Annotated in this window: 16 protein-coding genes, 3 pseudogenes and 1 other annotated feature; of the genes and pseudogenes, 4 read left to right on the forward strand and 15 right to left on the reverse strand. The window is 60.8% G+C overall.

Annotation, left to right across the window (positions count from 1 at the left end; translation table 11 throughout):
- Positions 1–114: 114 nt before the first annotated feature.
- A pseudogene (locus LGN10_RS03445) lies at positions 115–432 on the forward strand (integrase core domain-containing protein); the annotation flags it as partial.
- 13 nt (positions 433–445) lie between these two features.
- Here the strand turns inward: LGN10_RS03445 and LGN10_RS03450 are convergent.
- From LGN10_RS03450 to LGN10_RS03495, 10 genes and pseudogenes are all read right to left on the reverse strand, one after another.
- Positions 446–598 (reverse strand): hypothetical protein, encoded by a 153-nt coding sequence (locus tag LGN10_RS03450; protein ID WP_226221788.1) that lies wholly within the window; start codon positions 596–598, stop codon positions 446–448.
- A 160-nt stretch (positions 599–758) separates the two neighbouring features.
- Positions 759–1,010: a PAAR domain-containing protein gene (locus LGN10_RS03455; protein ID WP_226221790.1), complete on the reverse strand. Its 252-nt coding sequence runs from the start codon at positions 1,008–1,010 to the stop codon at positions 759–761.
- 28 nt (positions 1,011–1,038) lie between these two features.
- Entirely contained in the window at positions 1,039–1,566 is a 528-nt protein-coding gene (locus LGN10_RS03460; RefSeq protein WP_226221791.1) for a hypothetical protein, read from the reverse strand.
- A gap of 340 nt (positions 1,567–1,906) precedes the next feature.
- Positions 1,907–2,503, reverse strand: coding sequence for a plasmid pRiA4b ORF-3 family protein (locus LGN10_RS03465; protein ID WP_060011521.1), 597 nt, complete (start codon positions 2,501–2,503; stop codon positions 1,907–1,909).
- A 38-nt stretch (positions 2,504–2,541) separates the two neighbouring features.
- Positions 2,542–3,904, reverse strand: a pseudogene (gene tnpC / locus LGN10_RS03470) (IS66 family transposase).
- Between the two features lie 29 nt (positions 3,905–3,933).
- A complete protein-coding gene (gene tnpB, locus LGN10_RS03475) occupies positions 3,934–4,281 on the reverse strand; it encodes an IS66 family insertion sequence element accessory protein TnpB (RefSeq protein ID WP_226221793.1) in 348 nt (115 codons plus the stop codon).
- Positions 4,278–4,673: an IS66-like element accessory protein TnpA gene (gene tnpA, locus LGN10_RS03480; protein WP_006477754.1), complete on the reverse strand. Its 396-nt coding sequence runs from the start codon at positions 4,671–4,673 to the stop codon at positions 4,278–4,280. Before tnpA ends, tnpB begins: the two co-directional genes overlap by 4 nt.
- Positions 4,674–4,853: 180 nt before the next feature.
- Positions 4,854–5,135 carry a PAAR domain-containing protein gene (locus tag LGN10_RS03485; RefSeq protein WP_226221795.1) on the reverse strand — a complete coding sequence of 94 codons (282 nt, stop codon included), beginning with the start codon at positions 5,133–5,135 and terminating at the stop codon, positions 4,854–4,856.
- 63 nt (positions 5,136–5,198) lie between these two features.
- Complete coding sequence (locus LGN10_RS03490) at positions 5,199–6,002, reverse strand: lysozyme inhibitor LprI family protein (protein ID WP_226221796.1); 804 nt, start codon at positions 6,000–6,002, stop codon at positions 5,199–5,201.
- A 19-nt stretch (positions 6,003–6,021) separates the two neighbouring features.
- On the reverse strand, positions 6,022–6,684 hold the full coding sequence (locus LGN10_RS03495; protein ID WP_413227135.1) for a lysozyme: 663 nt from the start codon (positions 6,682–6,684) through the stop codon (positions 6,022–6,024).
- On the opposite strand from LGN10_RS03495, the pseudogene LGN10_RS03500 reads away from it, so the two are divergent.
- A pseudogene (locus tag LGN10_RS03500) lies at positions 6,662–7,602 on the forward strand (IS3 family transposase); the annotation flags it as partial. The gene LGN10_RS03495 and the pseudogene LGN10_RS03500 sit on opposite strands and share 23 nt — an antisense overlap.
- Positions 6,874–6,989 (forward strand) — a sequence feature (AL1L pseudoknot). It overlaps the preceding pseudogene by 116 nt.
- A 439-nt stretch (positions 7,603–8,041) precedes the next feature.
- Positions 8,042–8,479 carry a hypothetical protein gene (locus tag LGN10_RS03505; protein WP_059644296.1) on the forward strand — a complete coding sequence of 146 codons (438 nt, stop codon included), beginning with the start codon at positions 8,042–8,044 and terminating at the stop codon, positions 8,477–8,479.
- Positions 8,480–8,581: 102 nt separating this feature from the next.
- Here the strand turns inward: LGN10_RS03505 and ppx are convergent, their stop codons facing one another.
- The gene (gene ppx / locus LGN10_RS03510) at positions 8,582–10,096 is read right to left on the reverse strand and encodes an exopolyphosphatase (RefSeq protein WP_060011517.1); all 1,515 of its coding nucleotides are present in this window, start codon (positions 10,094–10,096) and stop codon (positions 8,582–8,584) included.
- Positions 10,097–10,374: 278 nt separating this feature from the next.
- On the opposite strand from ppx, the gene ppk1 reads away from it, so the two are divergent.
- Positions 10,375–12,438 (forward strand): polyphosphate kinase 1, encoded by a 2,064-nt coding sequence (gene ppk1 / locus LGN10_RS03515; protein ID WP_059573862.1) that lies wholly within the window; start codon positions 10,375–10,377, stop codon positions 12,436–12,438.
- 88 nt (positions 12,439–12,526) lie between these two features.
- Here the strand turns inward: ppk1 and phoR are convergent, their stop codons facing one another.
- From phoR to pstB, 4 genes are read right to left on the reverse strand one after another with little or no spacing between them, the layout of a single operon-like run.
- Complete coding sequence (gene phoR / locus LGN10_RS03520; protein WP_059644238.1) at positions 12,527–13,846, reverse strand: phosphate regulon sensor histidine kinase PhoR; 1,320 nt, start codon at positions 13,844–13,846, stop codon at positions 12,527–12,529.
- A gap of 57 nt (positions 13,847–13,903) precedes the next feature.
- The gene (phoB, locus tag LGN10_RS03525) at positions 13,904–14,605 is read right to left on the reverse strand and encodes a phosphate regulon transcriptional regulator PhoB (RefSeq protein ID WP_006750313.1); all 702 of its coding nucleotides are present in this window, start codon (positions 14,603–14,605) and stop codon (positions 13,904–13,906) included.
- A gap of 31 nt (positions 14,606–14,636) precedes the next feature.
- Positions 14,637–15,341, reverse strand: a complete 705-nt coding sequence (gene phoU, locus LGN10_RS03530) for a phosphate signaling complex protein PhoU (protein ID WP_059573864.1) — start codon at positions 15,339–15,341, stop codon at positions 14,637–14,639.
- A gap of 18 nt (positions 15,342–15,359) precedes the next feature.
- Positions 15,360–16,208 (reverse strand): phosphate ABC transporter ATP-binding protein PstB, encoded by an 849-nt coding sequence (gene pstB / locus LGN10_RS03535; protein WP_006490515.1) that lies wholly within the window; start codon positions 16,206–16,208, stop codon positions 15,360–15,362.
- Between the last annotated feature and the right edge of the window lie 13 nt (positions 16,209–16,221).

Below are 16,221 nucleotides of genomic sequence, written 5' to 3' on the forward strand. Positions count from 1 at the left end.
AGGGGCAGCGTACCTTCCAGCAAGTCGGCCATTTCGGTTTCCTCCGGCGGGCGGTGAACGGGCAATCCAAAGGATGCCCGTTACCCCTGATGGCTGACATTCTGCATGTACTACGGCCCGGAGTTCGCTGGTAAGGTGCTGGATGCATGGGCCTACGAAGCCGGTGTCACGCTGTCGTTCATTCGGCCTGGCAGGCCGGTGGAGAATGCCTATATCGAGAGCTTCAACGGACGGTTCCGCGATGAATGTCTGAACGAGCACTGGTTCGTCTCAATGCGCCACGCCAAGCGGCTGATTGAGGAATGGCGTATCGAGTACAACACCGAGCGGCCTCATAGCTCGCTCGGCTATCTGACGCCTGCGCAGTTCGCCCGGGCGCACGGCGCGAAGCAGCAGTTTTTAACCTCGGACTCTGACTGCAGTTCGGACTAAAACCGGGGGCAGGTCACCGCACGTTCATCACGGTGCGCATGACGCCTGGCGTCTTGCCGGCCGCCCTGGCCGCTTCAATCCGCTCCTTTTGGATCGCGCGCGGCAGGAAGCCGAAGTTGGCGATCAGCGGCTTGAACTGGTCGTCTACGTAGCCGACGATCGGCACGTCGTAGTCCTGACGGATCTGCGGCTTCCACGGCGTCCAGTGGTACAGATCCCGAAAACTGTCGATCTTGATCGCTCTGGCCCGGATCCTCGCCCGGCGCTACCTAGTTCGCGCACATCCCGGAGATACCTCCAATGATCCGTGCCTTGTTCAGTAGCGGTCATACGAGACTCGATATCAGATGGCAGCCACACGTGGCGCGATGGCCGTGACGCGCGATTGGAAGGCCGTCATCCATCATCGATCCGTCACCCTCTTCGATGACGTTGGGTGATACGTCAGGATGCCGAGGGCACGACACATAGTCGCCTTTTCGCGCGACGTAACGGCCGTCAAAAGACATTGTCGAAGAGGCTGTAATGACCTTGCCTTCGTGATCAGCGTCATCGTGAAGGCGGATTAAATTTATCATGATATTTCGTCGTGGTGAAGAAATGACTCTAATTTTCTGTTTTGCAAGAGGAGAATGAATTTGGGATGGCGACTATCTTAATATTGTCATCGAGAATGAATTTCCGCTGCCGGCACTCGGCAGGCTTTCCGTTTGATGCGTCGATATAGTATTTTGCGACAAGCATCTTGCTCTCTGCCTTGCTTAGCAATTCAGTGATATATGATCTGCCATCCTGAGTTTTGTTAGGCGCTTTGCCGTTTGACGAAAACATATCCAGGGAGTTTAAATCCCTTCCCGTCGAAAGGTCTGATAAAGTGTAGTAACGACACTCCATGCCGCAACTATGGACCCCGATGTGATATTTTCCCGCGAAATTTATTACAGGAGGCCCCACTAGCTTGCCATCATCATCCCGCCAGCCGGAATCTGTTTTTTTGTAATACTTCGGTATATGGAGGGCACCTCGATAAAGAGTGGAAGGATGATTTGCGAAATCGACATCCTGCCCCCAGCACAAGGCATGGCTCATTGCCGCAACCACAATGGCAAATTTCAGTAAAATATCGCTCTTCATTGTTCGTTTTTTATTTAATCAAATCATCAAGACCACCAACAGGAACTGCAAGATCACTATTTCCCGCTAGCTCGTCCGCCACATATTTTTCAAAATGCTCCTTCACTGATTTCATGTTGACGCCACCTTGACCATACTAATCGCCTGGCAGGCTGGCCCACTCGTTATTAGCATGATGCGTGAAGATTGCTCGCTCCAAATCAGCATTTTTCACGTCATCGAGACAATTTCTTTTGTATTTCATGATCGCAACAATATATCTATCTTGAGAAATTGGAGAGAAATCTTTAACCTTTGCCAATCTTCTGGTAAGCGCGTCACCAGCACCGTCGTGACGGAGTTATCGATTACCCCATCGATTGGTCGCGAGTCGCATCAACGCGGCGTTGGCAGCACGCAAATCGAATAGCTCCGGGTCGAATCCTGGGCCGACCCATTGACGATAGTTATCCGCTTCTTCGCTGTCAGGACTGTCGCGCAACGTGGTCAGGAACGTTTCATACCCTGGCGCACCGCCGACGTCTTCCGGTGGGCAAGCGCGAGCACCATCGATCACCCTGGACTCGCCCCACGACTCGTCTGCAATCGTCTCAACGCTTTCGACCACGATCTGGTGATCCCAGCCGTCTCCGAAGTCATAGCGGTAGAGAATGCGCGAGTCAGGTCGCAGGACTTTGTTCAGTTTGGTTTTCCGGTCGTCGAATGTCTTCGATCGATCCATGAACTCTAGTGCCGCATCGACATCGAACATGGCGTAGGTTTTCCCGTCGATCAGGAAGTCGTGCATGTGTGTGCTTTCCCACCCGAAGGCTGCTTGCAGAATGTGGTGTAACTTGCGCAGCGAGTCGGGTCCTTCGACTGTGATCCGGCGCCAGATAGGCGGTTGGATATACAGTAATTGCACGTGCAAGGTATAGCGCTGGAACGACTTGGCCATCTGATCTCCGAGGTCTGGGCATCAGTGGCATTATCCCTTCACGGCGTGGGAGGGGTCACCGTCCAGGGCAGCAGTTCGTCGATTCGGTTGATCGGGTGAGCGGCGATGCGCGCCAGGACATGACGCAGGTACGCCTCGGGATCGATACCATTGAGCTTGGCCGTGCCGATCAGGCTGTAAATCGCGGCCGCACGTTCGCCGCCAGAATCCGCGCCGGCGAACAGGTAGTTTCGTCGGCCCAGGGCAACGCCGCGCAGTGCCCGTTCGACCGGCAGATGGTCGATTTCCAATTGTCCGTCGTCACAGTAGCGAGTCAATGCTTCCCACCGGTTCAGGACATAGAGGATGGCCTGACTCGTGTCCGATTTGCGCGAGAGTGTTGCCAGCGCGGCGTTTAGCCACACATGGAACTGTTCGAGTAATGGTTTGGCGTTCGTCTGCCGGTGCGCTTGCCGCTCGTCTGGCGGTTTGCCCCGGATCGCTTCTTCGACCTCGTAGAGCGCGCCGATGCGTTCCAGCGCTTCCTTGTTCAGCGCGTTGGGCCGCGCCGCGTACAGATCGTAGAACTTGCGCCGGGCATGCGCCCAGCAAGCCGCCTCAAGTACCTTGCCGGTCTCGTAGATCTTCTGATAGCCGCCATAGGCATCGGCCTGCAGCGTCCCCTTGAACTTGGCCAGATGCATCGACCAGCGGTTGCAGTAGCTTGGCACTGTGCCCCACCCATTTCGCCAGCAACGAGCGATCCAGTTCCACGCCTTCTCGGGCGTAGATCGCCGACTGGCGGTACAACGGCAGGTGATCGTTGAACTTCGCCACGAGCACATGCGCAAGTAGTCCCGGGCCGGCCTGACCCCGTTCGATGGGGCGGCTTGGCGCTGCCGCCTGTGCGATCTGATCGCAACAGGTGCAGGCCAGTTTCGGTCGAACATGGCGAATCACGCGGAAGCTGGCCGCCACGTACTCCAGTTGCTCGGACACGTCTTCGCCGAGCGGCGTCATCGCGCCACCGCACGCCTTGCAGGTTTCGTCGGACTCCGGCAGGTACGTTCGTATGTCGCGCGGCAGATACTCCGGCAGCGGCTTGCGTTGTATCTGTTCCGGTACCGTGCGCGGTGCCTTGGGAATCTCGATGGGCGCAGCGCCTTCGTCGGCTTCGAGATCTTCCAGTTTCAGTTCGAGCTGCTCGATCTGGCGATCCAGTTTCTCGGAGCTGCGCCCGAATGCCATACGGCGCAGCTTCGCGATCAGCAGCTTCAGGTGCTCGATCTCGGCCTTGCCCGTGGCCACCACGGCTTCGTGTGATTGGACCAGATCTTCCAGATGACCGATGCGCGCATCGCGCTCAAGCAACAAGGCTTTGAGCGCTTCGATGTCGTCCGGATAGGCGTTGGCCGTGGTCATGCCCGCAGTTTACGCGGGCGCCGGTAGGTTTACAACGCCGAACTCGGCTCGGTCGTACGCACCGGCTGCCGCCAGTCGATGCCTTCGAGCAGCATCGATAACTGGGCCTGACTCAGGCAGACCACGCCGCCATCGGCGCGCGGCCAGATGAAGCGCCCACGCTCCAGGCGTTTCATCAGCAGACACATGCCGTCGCCGCTCCACCACAGCACTTTGACCAGATCGCCCCGCCGGCCACGAAACACGAACACGTGCCCCCTGAACGGATCTCGCTCCAGCACGGTCTGGACCTTAGCCGCCAGGGTGTTGAACCCGCAGCGCATGTCGGTCACGCCTGCAGCCAACCAGACGCGAGTTCGACTCGGCAAACCGATCACGCTGCCATCCCCGGCATGCCGCGCAACATGTGCAGCACCAGCGTCAACGTACTCTCGTTCGGAGCGCCTTCGATGCGGACATGGGCGTTGCCTACGTTGATCTCAATCGCGCCGGTCGGTATCGTGGTCGGCGGCGACACCGGCACCAGCGGCGTAGTCTCGGCAAGCGGCGTCTCCACTTTCACCGGTAGCAGTCCAGCCGAATCGTATTCGCCGGCCCGCAACGAACGGCGCCATTTGAACACCAGATTCGCATTCAGGCCGTGCTCCATTGCCAGGCGCGCGACCGACACGCCGGGCTCGCATGCCAGCCTGGCCATCTCGCGCCGGAATTCGAGCGGGTGATTCGGGATGCCTTTGCGGCCAATCCTCTTTGGTGCTTCTGTTGTCAAAGTAGTCCCCGCTACTTGAAGTGGTGGGGACTACTTTGGCAATTTCTGGTCAGGCCGTCGAGACGGTGCTGGAGACTCGCTTACTGCAGACCGGACGCCACACCGGATCGGGCTCGCACGCCTGCTCACGGTCCACAATCCGGCATGTAAATCCGAGCTAAGTCGATCACCGAGGTGACACTAGTCTCCGACCTGCGTAGCGGTGCTGCCAATCAACATGCAACCGCATTCGGTGTGGTGGCCATGTAGCGCGACACGCTCGCCGCCAATTGTCAATGTTGGATGTGCTTCAATGATCTTGTTAATGCCGTGCGATTTGCCATCGGGATATTTCTCTGGGCAGTCAACGAGATCATGCAGACGAGCAATCGCCTTACCTCCCATCGTATGGATATCCGAGCCGCTGATCACGCGCCCCCCATGCGATGTCATATCTCCGACCACGATGATAGCTAGTGCCATTTTGCACCTCAACAAAGTTGAGAACGAGTTTCTGCGTGTTGCCTGGACAGAGGTGCGCGCGCATCAATCACCTTCTTGATTGGATTCCTCGTCGGGATAAGACGGGTAGGTGCTTGCTATCCTACCTTTGATGTAGGCTATGCGGCCGTTATATGCTTTCATCAAACAAGCGTTATCACTACAGGAATTCCGTACTGTCTTGATCCAGTTGATTTGATTCAGTCTCACTGGATCTTGGTATGAAATTTCTTTCGAATTGGTCAGCATCATCGCAACGTAGCCACGATTGACGGTCGCATCGAGTTTAATCAGATCTGGATTCTTGCATATAAGGTGTTCGACATTCGTTGCGGCTTTACTGCAGTCGAAACTTTGCTCCGCATTTGCTGGCGCATGGGTCTGACGCGCGAAGGCGTACGCCCAAGAACCGTCGAGCAACACCATCTCGTCCTGCGATCGATAGATCATCGCGGATCGGAGGCCCGAGCAGAGCGGTGCGTCGACATCACCCAGAATATAGGTATCAGTCAGCGCCGCGCCTTTCGCATGGAACCTCGCGCTCAGAAAGGCATTGAATTTGTCTCTGGAACCGAACGAGTGAGAGATGACCGGGTCGACATAGAAGTTCATTTTCTTGTCGATCTTTACGTTGCAACTGTGCCCGGTGTAATGAAGTGCAAACGCACTGTCATCGAAAGTGAGAAAAGCTGCGGTCTGGGGATTGACCGGAAAGGGCAACTGGTGTGTGTCATGTCCTTGTTCGAACTGCGCTGCACCTATCATTCGATATATTTCCTCGGCCGATGCATGCGTCGGCCCAAAGACCACCGACATCAGGATGATTAAGCTCAGTGTGATTTTGTTCATAAAAAAAGACATCGTTCGTTTAATGGTTGGAATTGTAAGTGCCAAGGCAAAACATGTCGTGCTCTCGTTCGCGGCGCGTCTTGTTTTCGATATCCAGGAATTCGACAGGTGCTCCAGTGTAGTCACCGTTGTTCAGTTTACGACACAGACTTGGCGCTTTGCTCAGACTGCCCATGTTAAAGGCGAGCGAGACCAGTGCATCGTACTCGTGCTGGTAGAGCGGTACGCTGATCGCATTCTTGACACGACCTTCGATCACCGCGACATCGTTGTCAAAAAGTGTCTGAGCCTCAGCAACGGTTATCTTGCTCGACATTGCAATGTACCCGTTCGCCGCACAACTGCTTTCGGCAATCAGGTGACCCCAGCCAACCGTGCAGTAGCCCTTACTGTCGTTGTAATAGTAAGTATTTGCCTTCGCAGTGTCATAGTGCACACCCTCCCACCCCTTGATAAATGCCTTGCCTTGATCCGAAATTTTCAATTGCGCTATCGGGATCCGTTGACCAGTAGGCTTGAGCGGAGGGGCATCGAGAAATGTCGCCTTGTAGCCCTCCTGCAGAATCGCAAGCGAATCGATCAAGTCGCTGCGACGCTGGAACGGAGCGGCCAACGATGATCCGTTCAGTTTCGAGTGGGAATCGAATCCGAGAGCGCCCGAATACGTCTCGAAATGGAGCATCGACACATTTTCGCTTCCGACGACATGCAGCGGGGTACCGTTGCCCTTCAACAGCGGATTGGTTAAGCGCGACGAGGTCGACCGTGGAGAGCGCGATGGCGTGAGTACGGCCGAGCGTGAACGCATCAAAGCCTTGGAGCGCGAGGTCAAGGGACTGCGCCGGACCAACGAGATTCTCAAACTGGCGAGCGCGTTTTTCGCTCAGGCGGAGCTCGACCGCGTTTCAAGTCCTGAAGGCCTTCATTGATCAGCATCGCGACACCTTCGGGGTCGAGCCGATCTGCAAGGTCTTGCGGATTGCCCCGTCGGGCTACCGACGCCATGCAGCACAACTTCGCGATCCGTCGAAACGCTGCGCCCGCGCGAAACGCGATGAGCTTTTGCAACCGGAGATCAAGCTCTTGGTGTCGGATTTTACGTATGTCTCGACATGGCAAGGCTGGCTGTACGTGGCATTCGTGATCGACGTGTTCGCCCGCCGTATTGTTGGCTGGCGCGTCAGCTCGTCGATGACCACGGACTTTGTTCTGGGATGCACTTGAACAAGCGCTGTACGCCCGCCAACCGGACGAGGACGGGACTTTGATTCATCATTCCGACAGAGGGTCTCAATACGTCAGCATTCGCTACAGCGAACGGCCGGCTGAGGCCGGCATCGAGCCCTCGGTCGGCAGCCGGGGCGACAGCTACGACAATGCGCTGGCCGGAACGATCAACGGCCTGTACAAGACGGAACTGATTCATCGGCGCGCCCCTTGGAAAACGAGGGAATCCGTCGAACTGGCAACGCTGGAATGGGTCGCCTGGTACAACCATCATCGGCTGATGGAACCGCTCGGCTATATCCCACCCGCTGAAGCTGAGGCAAACTACTACAGACAACTCAGAAATGCCGCTGACGTGTCCGCATTAACTTAAACCAACCAGCCTCCACGATTCCCGGTGCGGTTCAATCGCGAGACCGCTCACCTGCGTGTCGTAGTAATACTTCCAGCCCTTCTCTGGCATCGGCAACGCTTCGATCGCCGCTTTCGTAAAATTCAGGGCCGTCCTTGCCCGCCCGCTGCTTTTTCTCGCTATCGCTCATCGTTCGATTTGGGATCAGAGAGCCACAGGTTCGACCCCTTTCGCTCCGACCAAGGAATCAAGGGGGTTCCGATTAACCACTGTAGCCCCATTTACGTTTACGGGCGCGTTTTTCCTGGCCCTCGAATCGCACACCCGTTTTCCGTGTCCGCGGCAGTACGGCCCGGCACGGACCACTGCCGCATCGACGCGCCCGCGCCTCCCCACCCAGGCCCGCGCACGGAACTTGCTGGAACACGCGATAATACGTGTGAACAACCCGCAACCGCGCATGAAAAACAACATTCTCGAAACCGCCCTGTGTGCGTCGCTACTCGTGCTTGCGACCACCGCCGGCACTGCGTCGGCGAAAGCGCTCGACGACGCGCTCGACTGCCATTCGACCGGGCACAAGTTCGTCGCGCCGCTGCTCGCCGCCGGCGACATCCAGTCGGAGCCGATGCACGTCGAATCGAATTCGGTCAATGCATTCCGCACGAACCACCCGCTGACGGCGTACGGCTTCGGCGTCTATGTCGTGCTCGGCTATCAGGCGAACGACCCGATCTTCCGTCCGGGCGACGGCACGCCGATCGGCGACTGGGCCTACGGCGTCGTTGTACGCGGCGCGAAGGGTTCGGTGGAGGAAGCCGTACGCAAGGCCGGCAGCGACGCAACCGTCAAGCAGGCGTTCCCGTTCCTGACCGCGATCGTCTGCTCGTCGGATTGAGCAAATCGGCAGCACGAACTCGTGGGCGCGCCTGACGGGCGCCGCCGCGGATCACCCATGACCACGGGACCTCGAGCGCCTTCCGGGGCCCGCTATCGCCCCTCACGCGCCGGTATACACCACCCGATACGGAATACCGACCTTCTCCCACTCCGCCGCCTCCTGGCTGAGGCTATAGTCGGTCAACGGGTTCTGCTCGACCCATGCGTTCGGCAAACGCACCTCGTACCCGCCCTTCTTCATCTGCGAAACCGAGATGTCGGGCAGCCCCGCATCGGTCCGGCGCCGGCACAGCAGCGCCGCGAGCCGCAGACAGAACAGCAGCGGCCACTCGACCTCGCGCGCCTGAGACAGCTTGCCGAGCTTGCCCGCATGGCCGAGCACGAGCGCCGCGAGCCGCGCCTGGTCGGTACGCGAAAAACCCGGCATGTCCGCATTGCTCGCGATATACGCCGAATGCTTGTGATACGCGCTGTGCGAGATCGACAGGCCGATTTCGTGCAACGCGGCCGCCCAGCCGAGGAACATCCGCCCTTCCTCGCGCGCTTCCTCGTCGCCCTCCTCGAGCTCGTCGTAGAAGCGCACGGCGAGCGCACCGATCCGCTCGGCCTGCGCGCGATCGACGCCGTAGCGGCGCGTGAAACCCTCGACGGTCACCGCCCGCATGTCCTCGTGCTGCGTCCGGCCCAGCAGGTCGTACAGCACGCCGAGGCGCAGCGCGCCGTCGGTCGTATCGACGTAGTCGACACCCAGCTCCTCGAACACCGCCAGCATGATCGCGAGGCCGCCCGCGAGCACCGGCACGCGGTCGGGCTTCAGCGCGATCAGCTTCAGCCGGTTGACATTCTCCGCCTTGATCAGCGCACGCTTGAGCCGCTCGAGGCCGCCGCGCGAAATGCCGTGCGTGATGCCCGGATCGTTGAAGCCGTTCGCCTCGACGAGCTCCGCGAGCGCGCGCGCGGTGCCGGACGAGCCGATCGCCTGGTCCCAGCCGGCCTTCTTGTACTCGCTCGAAATGATCTGGATCTCGCGCTTGGCCGCGAGTTCGGCCTGCCGCATCGTGTATTCGTCGACGTTGCCGGCCGGGAAGAACGTGCGGCTATGGCTCACGCAGCCGATATAGAGGCTTTCCATCACGATCGGCGTGTAGTGCGAGCCGATGATGAATTCGGTCGAGCCGCCGCCGATATCGACGACGAGCCGCTTGCCGGCGCTCGCCGGCACCGAGTGCGCGGCGCCCGCATAGATCAGGCGCGCTTCTTCGCGGCCCGCGATCACTTCGATCGGGAAACCGAGCGCCGCCTCGGCCTCGCCGAGAAATTCGGCGGCGTTCTTCGCGACGCGCAGCGTGTTGGTCGCCACCGCGCGCACATGGTCGGGATGGAAATCGCGCAGGCGCTCGCCGAACCGCTTGAGCGCCTCCCAGCCCCGCTCCTGCGACGCGCGGTCGAGCATCTTGTCGCTCGACAGCCCCGCGGCCAGCCGAACCGGCTCGCGCAGCGCATCGACGGGGTAGATCTGGCTGCCGGCCGGCGTTTCCTCGACGCGCCCGACGATCAGCCGGAAGCTGTTCGAGCCGAGATCCACGGCAGCCAGCAAGTGGGGAGTTGTAACCATCAGAAGGGGCTCCGTGCGCGTTCTTCCGCGGCAGCCGTTCCGGCAACCGAGGGCGGTCAATCAAAGGCGACATTTTAAGCGTGGAACGCTTGCCGTTGCCACGCTTGACGAGCATGCCCGCCGCTCGATTCCATATAGCCGAAACATTTATGCGACGAAAGGGTTACGGCGTAGAATTTCCGGATATAAAGGCATTATTGTCATCAGCACGTCATCGTACCGTGAGAGTTTCCGAGCGTCTGTTCGAATCATCGCCTGAATTACCCTCTACCCTGCCGATGTCCGTCCGTTACCCGCTTCTCAATCGTGAACTCGGCATCCTCGGTTTCAACGAGCGCGTGCTGGCCCAGGCTGCCGATCCGCATGTCCCGTTGCTCGAGCGCCTGCGTTTCATCTGCATCACCAGCAGCAATCTCGACGAATTCTTCGAAGTCCGGATGGCCGGCCTGCAGGAGCAGATTCGCGACAACCCCGGCGCGCTGACGCCCGACGGCATGTCGTTGCAGCACGCTTACGATCTCGTCGTCGAGCGCGCCCAGCGGCTCGTCCATCGACAGTACACGATGCTGCACGAAACCGTGCTGCCAGCGCTCGAACAGGAAGGCATCTACTTCCACGCGAGCGACACGTGGAACGACGAGCAGCTCGAATGGGCGCGGCGCTACTTCCTCGACGAACTGCTGCCCGTGCTGACGCCGATCGGCCTCGATCCGGCCCATCCGTTCCCGCGCGTGCTGAACAAGAGCCTGAACTTCGTCGTCGAACTCGAAGGCCGCGACGCGTTCGGCCGCCAGGCCGTGATGGGCATCGTCCAGGCGCCGCGCGCGCTGCCGCGCGTCGTGCGCATGCCGCATGCGCTGTCGGGTTTCGAGCACGGCTTCGTGCTGCTGAGCTCGTTCATGCAGCGCTTCGTCGGCGAACTCTTCCCGCAACTCGTCGTGAAGAGCTGCAATCAGTTCCGCATCACGCGCAACAGCGAGCTGTTCGTCGACGAAGACGAAATCACGAACCTGCGTGTCGCGTTGCAGGGCGAATTGCCCGCGCGCCACCTCGGCAATGCGGTGCGCCTCGAAGTGTCGGCCGACACGCCGGCGCACATCGTGCGGCGCCTGCTCGACGAAAGCGAGCTCGGCGACAAGGACTGCTATCGCGTGGCGGGATCCGTGAATCTCGTGCGCCTGATGCAGATTCCCGACCTCGTCGATCGTCCCGACCTGAAGTTCACGCCGTTCACCGCGTCGACCCCCGCGGCAATCGCGAACGCGCCGACGATGTTCGACGCGATCGACGCCGGCGACATCCTGCTGCACCACCCGTACGAGAGCTTCCAGCCCGTGCTCGAACTGCTGCAGCAGGCCGCGAGAGACCCGAGCGTCGTCGCGATCAAGCAGACGATCTACCGCACCGGCACCGACTCGCCGCTGATGGACGCGCTGATGGAAGCCGCGCGCAACGGCAAGGAAGTGACCGTCGTCGTCGAGCTGCTCGCGCGCTTCGACGAGGAAACCAACATCAACTGGGCATCGCAGCTCGAAGCGGTCGGCGCGCACGTGGTGTACGGCGTGGTCGGTCACAAGTGCCATGCGAAGATGATGCTGATCGTGCGCCGCGTCGTCGAGGGCGGCAAGGCATCGCTGCGCCGCTACGTGCACCTCGGCACCGGCAACTACCATCCGCGCACCGCACGCCTGTACACCGACTTCGGGCTGATGACGGCCGACCAGAAGATCTGCGAGGACGTTCATCACGTATTCCAGCAACTGACCGGGATCGGCGGCGAACTGACGCTGCACGAACTGTGGCAGTCGCCGTTTACGCTGCATCCGCGCATCATCGATTCGATCCGCGCGGAGATCGACAATGCGCAGGCCGGCAAGCGCGCGCGGATCGTCGCGAAAATGAACGCGCTGCTGGAGCCATCGGTGATCGCCGCGCTGTACGAAGCGTCGCAGGCAGGCGTCAAGGTCGACCTGATCGTGCGCGGCGTCTGCGCGCTGAAGCCCGGTGTGCCGGGGCTGTCGGAAAACATCACGGTGCGCTCGATCGTCGGCCGCTTCCTCGAGCACCACCGCATCTACTATTTCCACGCGGGCGGCGCCGAGGACGTCTATCTGTCGAGCGCCGACTGGATGGACCGCAACCTGTTCCGCCGCGTCGAAGTCGCGTTCCCGATCCGCGATCGCAGGCTCAAGCGTCGCGTGATCGCCGAAGGGCTGTCGGTGTGCCTGGGCGACAACCAGTCGGCCTGGCAGATGCACAGCGACGGCCACTATCGCCGCCGCCGCACCGGCAAGACGATCCGCAACGCGCAGCTCGGATTGCTCGCGAAGTTCTGTTCGTGAGCCGCCGGCGCGATGCGGGTCGCGCGTCGCGCCGGAATGAAAAAAGCAGCCGGCGGGCTGCTTTTTTCAACGCCGGGCCGCTACGCGATCATGCTTCGTAAGCGGCCGGCCGGATCGCGATGACGCGCGAGCCCGGGAACCGCGCGGTGAACGTACTGCCGCGCCCTTCCTCGCTCTGCACGTACAGATGCGCGTCGTGCCGCTGCAGCACGTGCTTGACGATCGCGAGCCCGAGGCCCGTGCCGCCCGTGTCGCGCGAACGGCTGCGATCGACCCGGTAGAAGCGCTCGGTGAGCCGCGGCAGATCGGCGGCCGGGATCCCGAAGCCGCTGTCCGTGACGGAAAACACGCCCTGCGCGCCGTCGCGCCGCCACGACACGGCGATCTTGCCGCCGTCCGGCGTATAGCGGATCGCGTTCGTGACGAGATTCGCGAACGCGCTGAACAGCTCCGTCTGCGCACCGGTGACCCCGAGCGTCTCGTCGATCGAGAACGTGATGTCGTGATGCCCGTTCGACAGCGTCCGCGCGTCTTCCTTCAGATGGTCGAACACCGCCCGCATGTCGATCGCGCGATCGACCGGCGGCTTGCTCTCGCCTTCCAGCTTCGCGAGCACCAGCAGGTCGGTCACGATGTGCCGCATCCGCGACGCCTGCTGCTCCATCATGTCGAGATAGCGCGCGCGATCCTCCTCGTTCAGCGGCAGCTCGCGCATCGTCTCCAGAAAGCCCGACAGCACGGTAAGCGGCGTCTTCAGCTCGTGCGACACGTTCGCGACGAAGTCGCGCCGCATCGCGTCGGTGCGCTCGAGCTCGGTGATGTCCTGCGTGAGCAGCAGCTTGCGGTTCTCGCCGTACGGGAACACCTGCACGGCCAGCACGTTCTGCCGCGAGTCGCCCATGCCGCGCATCAGTAGCGTGTCCTCGTAGTGCTGCGCATTCAGGTAGCGGACGAAATCGGGATGACGCACGAGGTTCGTGATGTGCTGGCGCAGGTCGCGCTTCGCATCGAGGCCGAAATGGACTTCGGCGATCGCGTTGCACCACTCGATCTGGTCGTGGTCGTCGAGCATCGCGACGCCGTTCGGCGACGCCTGGATCGCCTGGATGAAGCGCGAGTGCTGCTGTTCGACCTGCCGAACCTGCGCATGCCATTGCTTCGCGAGCTTGTGCAGCCGGTAGTAGATCTCGCCCCAGATGCCCGGCGCGCTCGGCACTTCGCCGTAGACCGGCGCATCGAGCAGCCGCCACAGACGCTGCGTATGGAAGGTGCTGAAAAAGCCCTGCGCGACCAGCATCACGACCACGAACACGAGGCCCGCAGTCGGGCCGGCGAACACGCCGACCAATACGCCGATCAGCACGAGCAGCACGAGCGACACCAGAAAGCGCGCCCAGATGATGTTCATGATTCAGCGTCCGAAAGAATGAACGGCATGCCGCGGCACACGGCACGCCCGAGTACGTTACGCGTGCTTGGCGAGGCGGTAGCCGCTGCCGCGCACGGTTTCGATCATCGCATCGCAGCCGGCCGGTTTCAAGGCCGCGCGCAATCGCTTGATGTGGACGTCGACGGTGCGCTCCTCGACGAACACGTGGTCGCCCCACACCTGATCGAGCAATTGCGTGCGGCTGTGCACGCGCTCCGGATGCGTCATGAAGAAATGCAGCAGGCGGAACTCGGTCGGGCCGAGATCGAGCTTGATCTCGCTGCCGTCCCCGTGCGCGGCGACGCGATGCGTGGCCGGATCGAGCCGCAGCCCGTTGATCGACACGACGTCCTCGGTCAGCTGCGGCGCGCGGCGGCGCAGCACGGCCTTGATGCGCGCCATCAGCTCCTTCGGCGAGAACGGCTTCGTCACGTAGTCGTCCGCGCCGATTTCGAGGCCGAGCACCTTGTCCTGCTCGTCGCCGCGGGCGGTGAGCATGATGATCGGGATGTGCTTGGTCCGTTCGTTGTTGCGCAGGTCGCGCGCGAACGCGATACCGGACTTGCCCGGCAGCATCCAGTCGAGCAGCACGAGATCGGGCAGCACGTCGCTGATCAGGTTCTGCGCCTGTTCGGCGTTGTACGCGCGGATCGGGCAGTGACCGGCGTGCTGGAGATTCACCGAGATCAGTTCGGAAATCGCGGGCTCATCTTCAACGACGAGAATGTTGCTGGGCATCGGCACCTCTGTTCTTCCTGTACGGAGTCGATTAACTGTTGGCTTCGCGATCGAGCGTGTCGCGCGGCTGGTGCCGCACGTCGGTGCCCTTCACGATGTAGATGATGAATTCGGCGATGTTCTTCGCGTGGTCGCCGATCCGTTCGATCGCCTTCGCGATGAACAGGTATTCGAGGCCGACCGAAATCGTGCGCGGATCTTCCTGCATGTACGACACGAGCTTGCGCACGAACGCACGGAATTCCTGGTCGATCTCCTTGTCGTCCTTGACGATCTGCGCGGCGGCCACCGTGTCGAGGCGCGCGAACGCGTCGAGCGCACGGCGCAGGATCGTCACGGCCATCTCGCCCGACACCTTGATCTCGGCGATGTTGACCGTGCGCGCGGCCGGTTCGTCGATCAGGCGGCGCACGCGTTTCGCGATCTTCTCCGCTTCGTCGCCGGCGCGCTCGAGGTTCGTAATCGTTTTCGAAATCGACATCAAAAGACGCAGGTCACGCGCGGCAGGCTGCCTTCGCGCGATGATGTTGCCGCATTCCTGGTCGATCTCCACTTCCATCGCGTTCAGCGTTTCCTCGGCCGCGATCACCTTCTCGGCCCGCTCGCGATCGAATTCGTTCAGCGCGTGCATCGCGCCGACGATCTGCGACTCCACGAGTCCACCCATTTCCAGCACTTTCGACGACACGGCATTCAGGTCCGCGTCGAACTGGCTCGACAGATGTTTATCCGACATGACTGTTGTTCTCCGTCATCAGCCGAAACGGCCGGTGATGTAGTCTTCCGTTTCCTTGCGCACCGGCTTGATGAAGATCTTTTCGGTTTCGCCGAACTCGATCAGCTCGCCCAGGTACATGTAGGCCGTGTAATCCGAGCAGCGCGCGGCCTGCTGCATGTTGTGCGTGACGATCACGACCGTGTAGTCGCTCTTCAGCTCCGCGATCAGCTCCTCGATGCGGCCCGTCGAGATCGGGTCGAGCGCCGAGCAAGGCTCGTCGAGCAGCAGCACTTCCGGCCGGATCGCGATGCCGCGCGCGATGCACAAGCGCTGCTGCTGGCCGCCCGACAGCCCGTAGCCGCTCTGGCCGAGCTTGTCCTTCACTTCGTTCCACAGCGCGGCCTTCGTGAGCGCCCACTCGACGCGGTCGTCCATTTCCGAACGCGTGAGCTTTTCGAACATCTTCACGCCGAACGCGATGTTGTCGTAGATCGACATCGGGAACGGGGTCGGCTTCTGGAACACCATGCCGATCCGCGCGCGCAGCAACGAGATGTCGCGCTTCGTCGTCAGCAGGTTCTCGCCGTCCATCAGGATTTCGCCTTCGGCGCGCTGCTCCGGATAGAGCGCGAACATCTTGTTGAACGTGCGCAGGAGCGTCGACTTGCCGCAGCCCGACGGGCCGATGAACGCCGTCACCTTCCCTTCGGGAATGCGCAGGTTGATGTTCTTCAGCGCGTGGAACTTGTTGTAGAAGAAGTTGAGGTTGTTGACCTCGATCTTCGCGTTCAGCGGCGCGAGCGGACGGCCGTGCGCCGCGTCTTGCGTGCCGGCGGGCGCAGCAGTGCGCTCGACGGGATTCAGGTGGCTTTCTGCCATATTCATCGGATTGCTCCGC

It is taken from the genome of Burkholderia sp. AU32262 (genome assembly GCF_020419985.1).
GTDB classification, from domain to species: domain Bacteria; phylum Pseudomonadota; class Gammaproteobacteria; order Burkholderiales; family Burkholderiaceae; genus Burkholderia; species Burkholderia semiarida.

Bases quoted from the DNA above. Each gene is read 5' to 3' on its own strand.
- pstB (WP_006490515.1), bottom strand. From the start codon at position 16,208: ATGAATATGGCAGAAAGCCACCTGAATCCCGTCGAGCGCACTGCTGCG.
- ppx (WP_060011517.1), bottom strand. From the start codon at position 10,096: ATGGTTACAACTCCCCACTTGCTGGCTGCCGTGGATCTCGGCTCGAAC.
- LGN10_RS03485 (WP_226221795.1), bottom strand. From the start codon at position 5,135: ATGGCACTAGCTATCATCGTGGTCGGAGATATGACATCGCATGGGGGG.
- LGN10_RS03495 (WP_413227135.1), bottom strand. From the start codon at position 6,684: ATGCTCCATTTCGAGACGTATTCGGGCGCTCTCGGATTCGATTCCCAC.
- ppk1 (WP_059573862.1), top strand. From the start codon at position 10,375: ATGTCCGTCCGTTACCCGCTTCTCAATCGTGAACTCGGCATCCTCGGT.
- phoR (WP_059644238.1), bottom strand. From the start codon at position 13,846: ATGAACATCATCTGGGCGCGCTTTCTGGTGTCGCTCGTGCTGCTCGTG.
- LGN10_RS03465 (WP_060011521.1), bottom strand. From the start codon at position 2,503: ATGGCCAAGTCGTTCCAGCGCTATACCTTGCACGTGCAATTACTGTAT.
- LGN10_RS03455 (WP_226221790.1), bottom strand. From the start codon at position 1,010: ATGATAAATTTAATCCGCCTTCACGATGACGCTGATCACGAAGGCAAG.
- phoB (WP_006750313.1), bottom strand. From the start codon at position 14,605: ATGCCCAGCAACATTCTCGTCGTTGAAGATGAGCCCGCGATTTCCGAA.
- phoU (WP_059573864.1), bottom strand. From the start codon at position 15,341: ATGTCGGATAAACATCTGTCGAGCCAGTTCGACGCGGACCTGAATGCC.
- LGN10_RS03505 (WP_059644296.1), top strand. From the start codon at position 8,042: ATGAAAAACAACATTCTCGAAACCGCCCTGTGTGCGTCGCTACTCGTG.
- LGN10_RS03460 (WP_226221791.1), bottom strand. From the start codon at position 1,566: ATGAAGAGCGATATTTTACTGAAATTTGCCATTGTGGTTGCGGCAATG.
- LGN10_RS03490 (WP_226221796.1), bottom strand. From the start codon at position 6,002: ATGAACAAAATCACACTGAGCTTAATCATCCTGATGTCGGTGGTCTTT.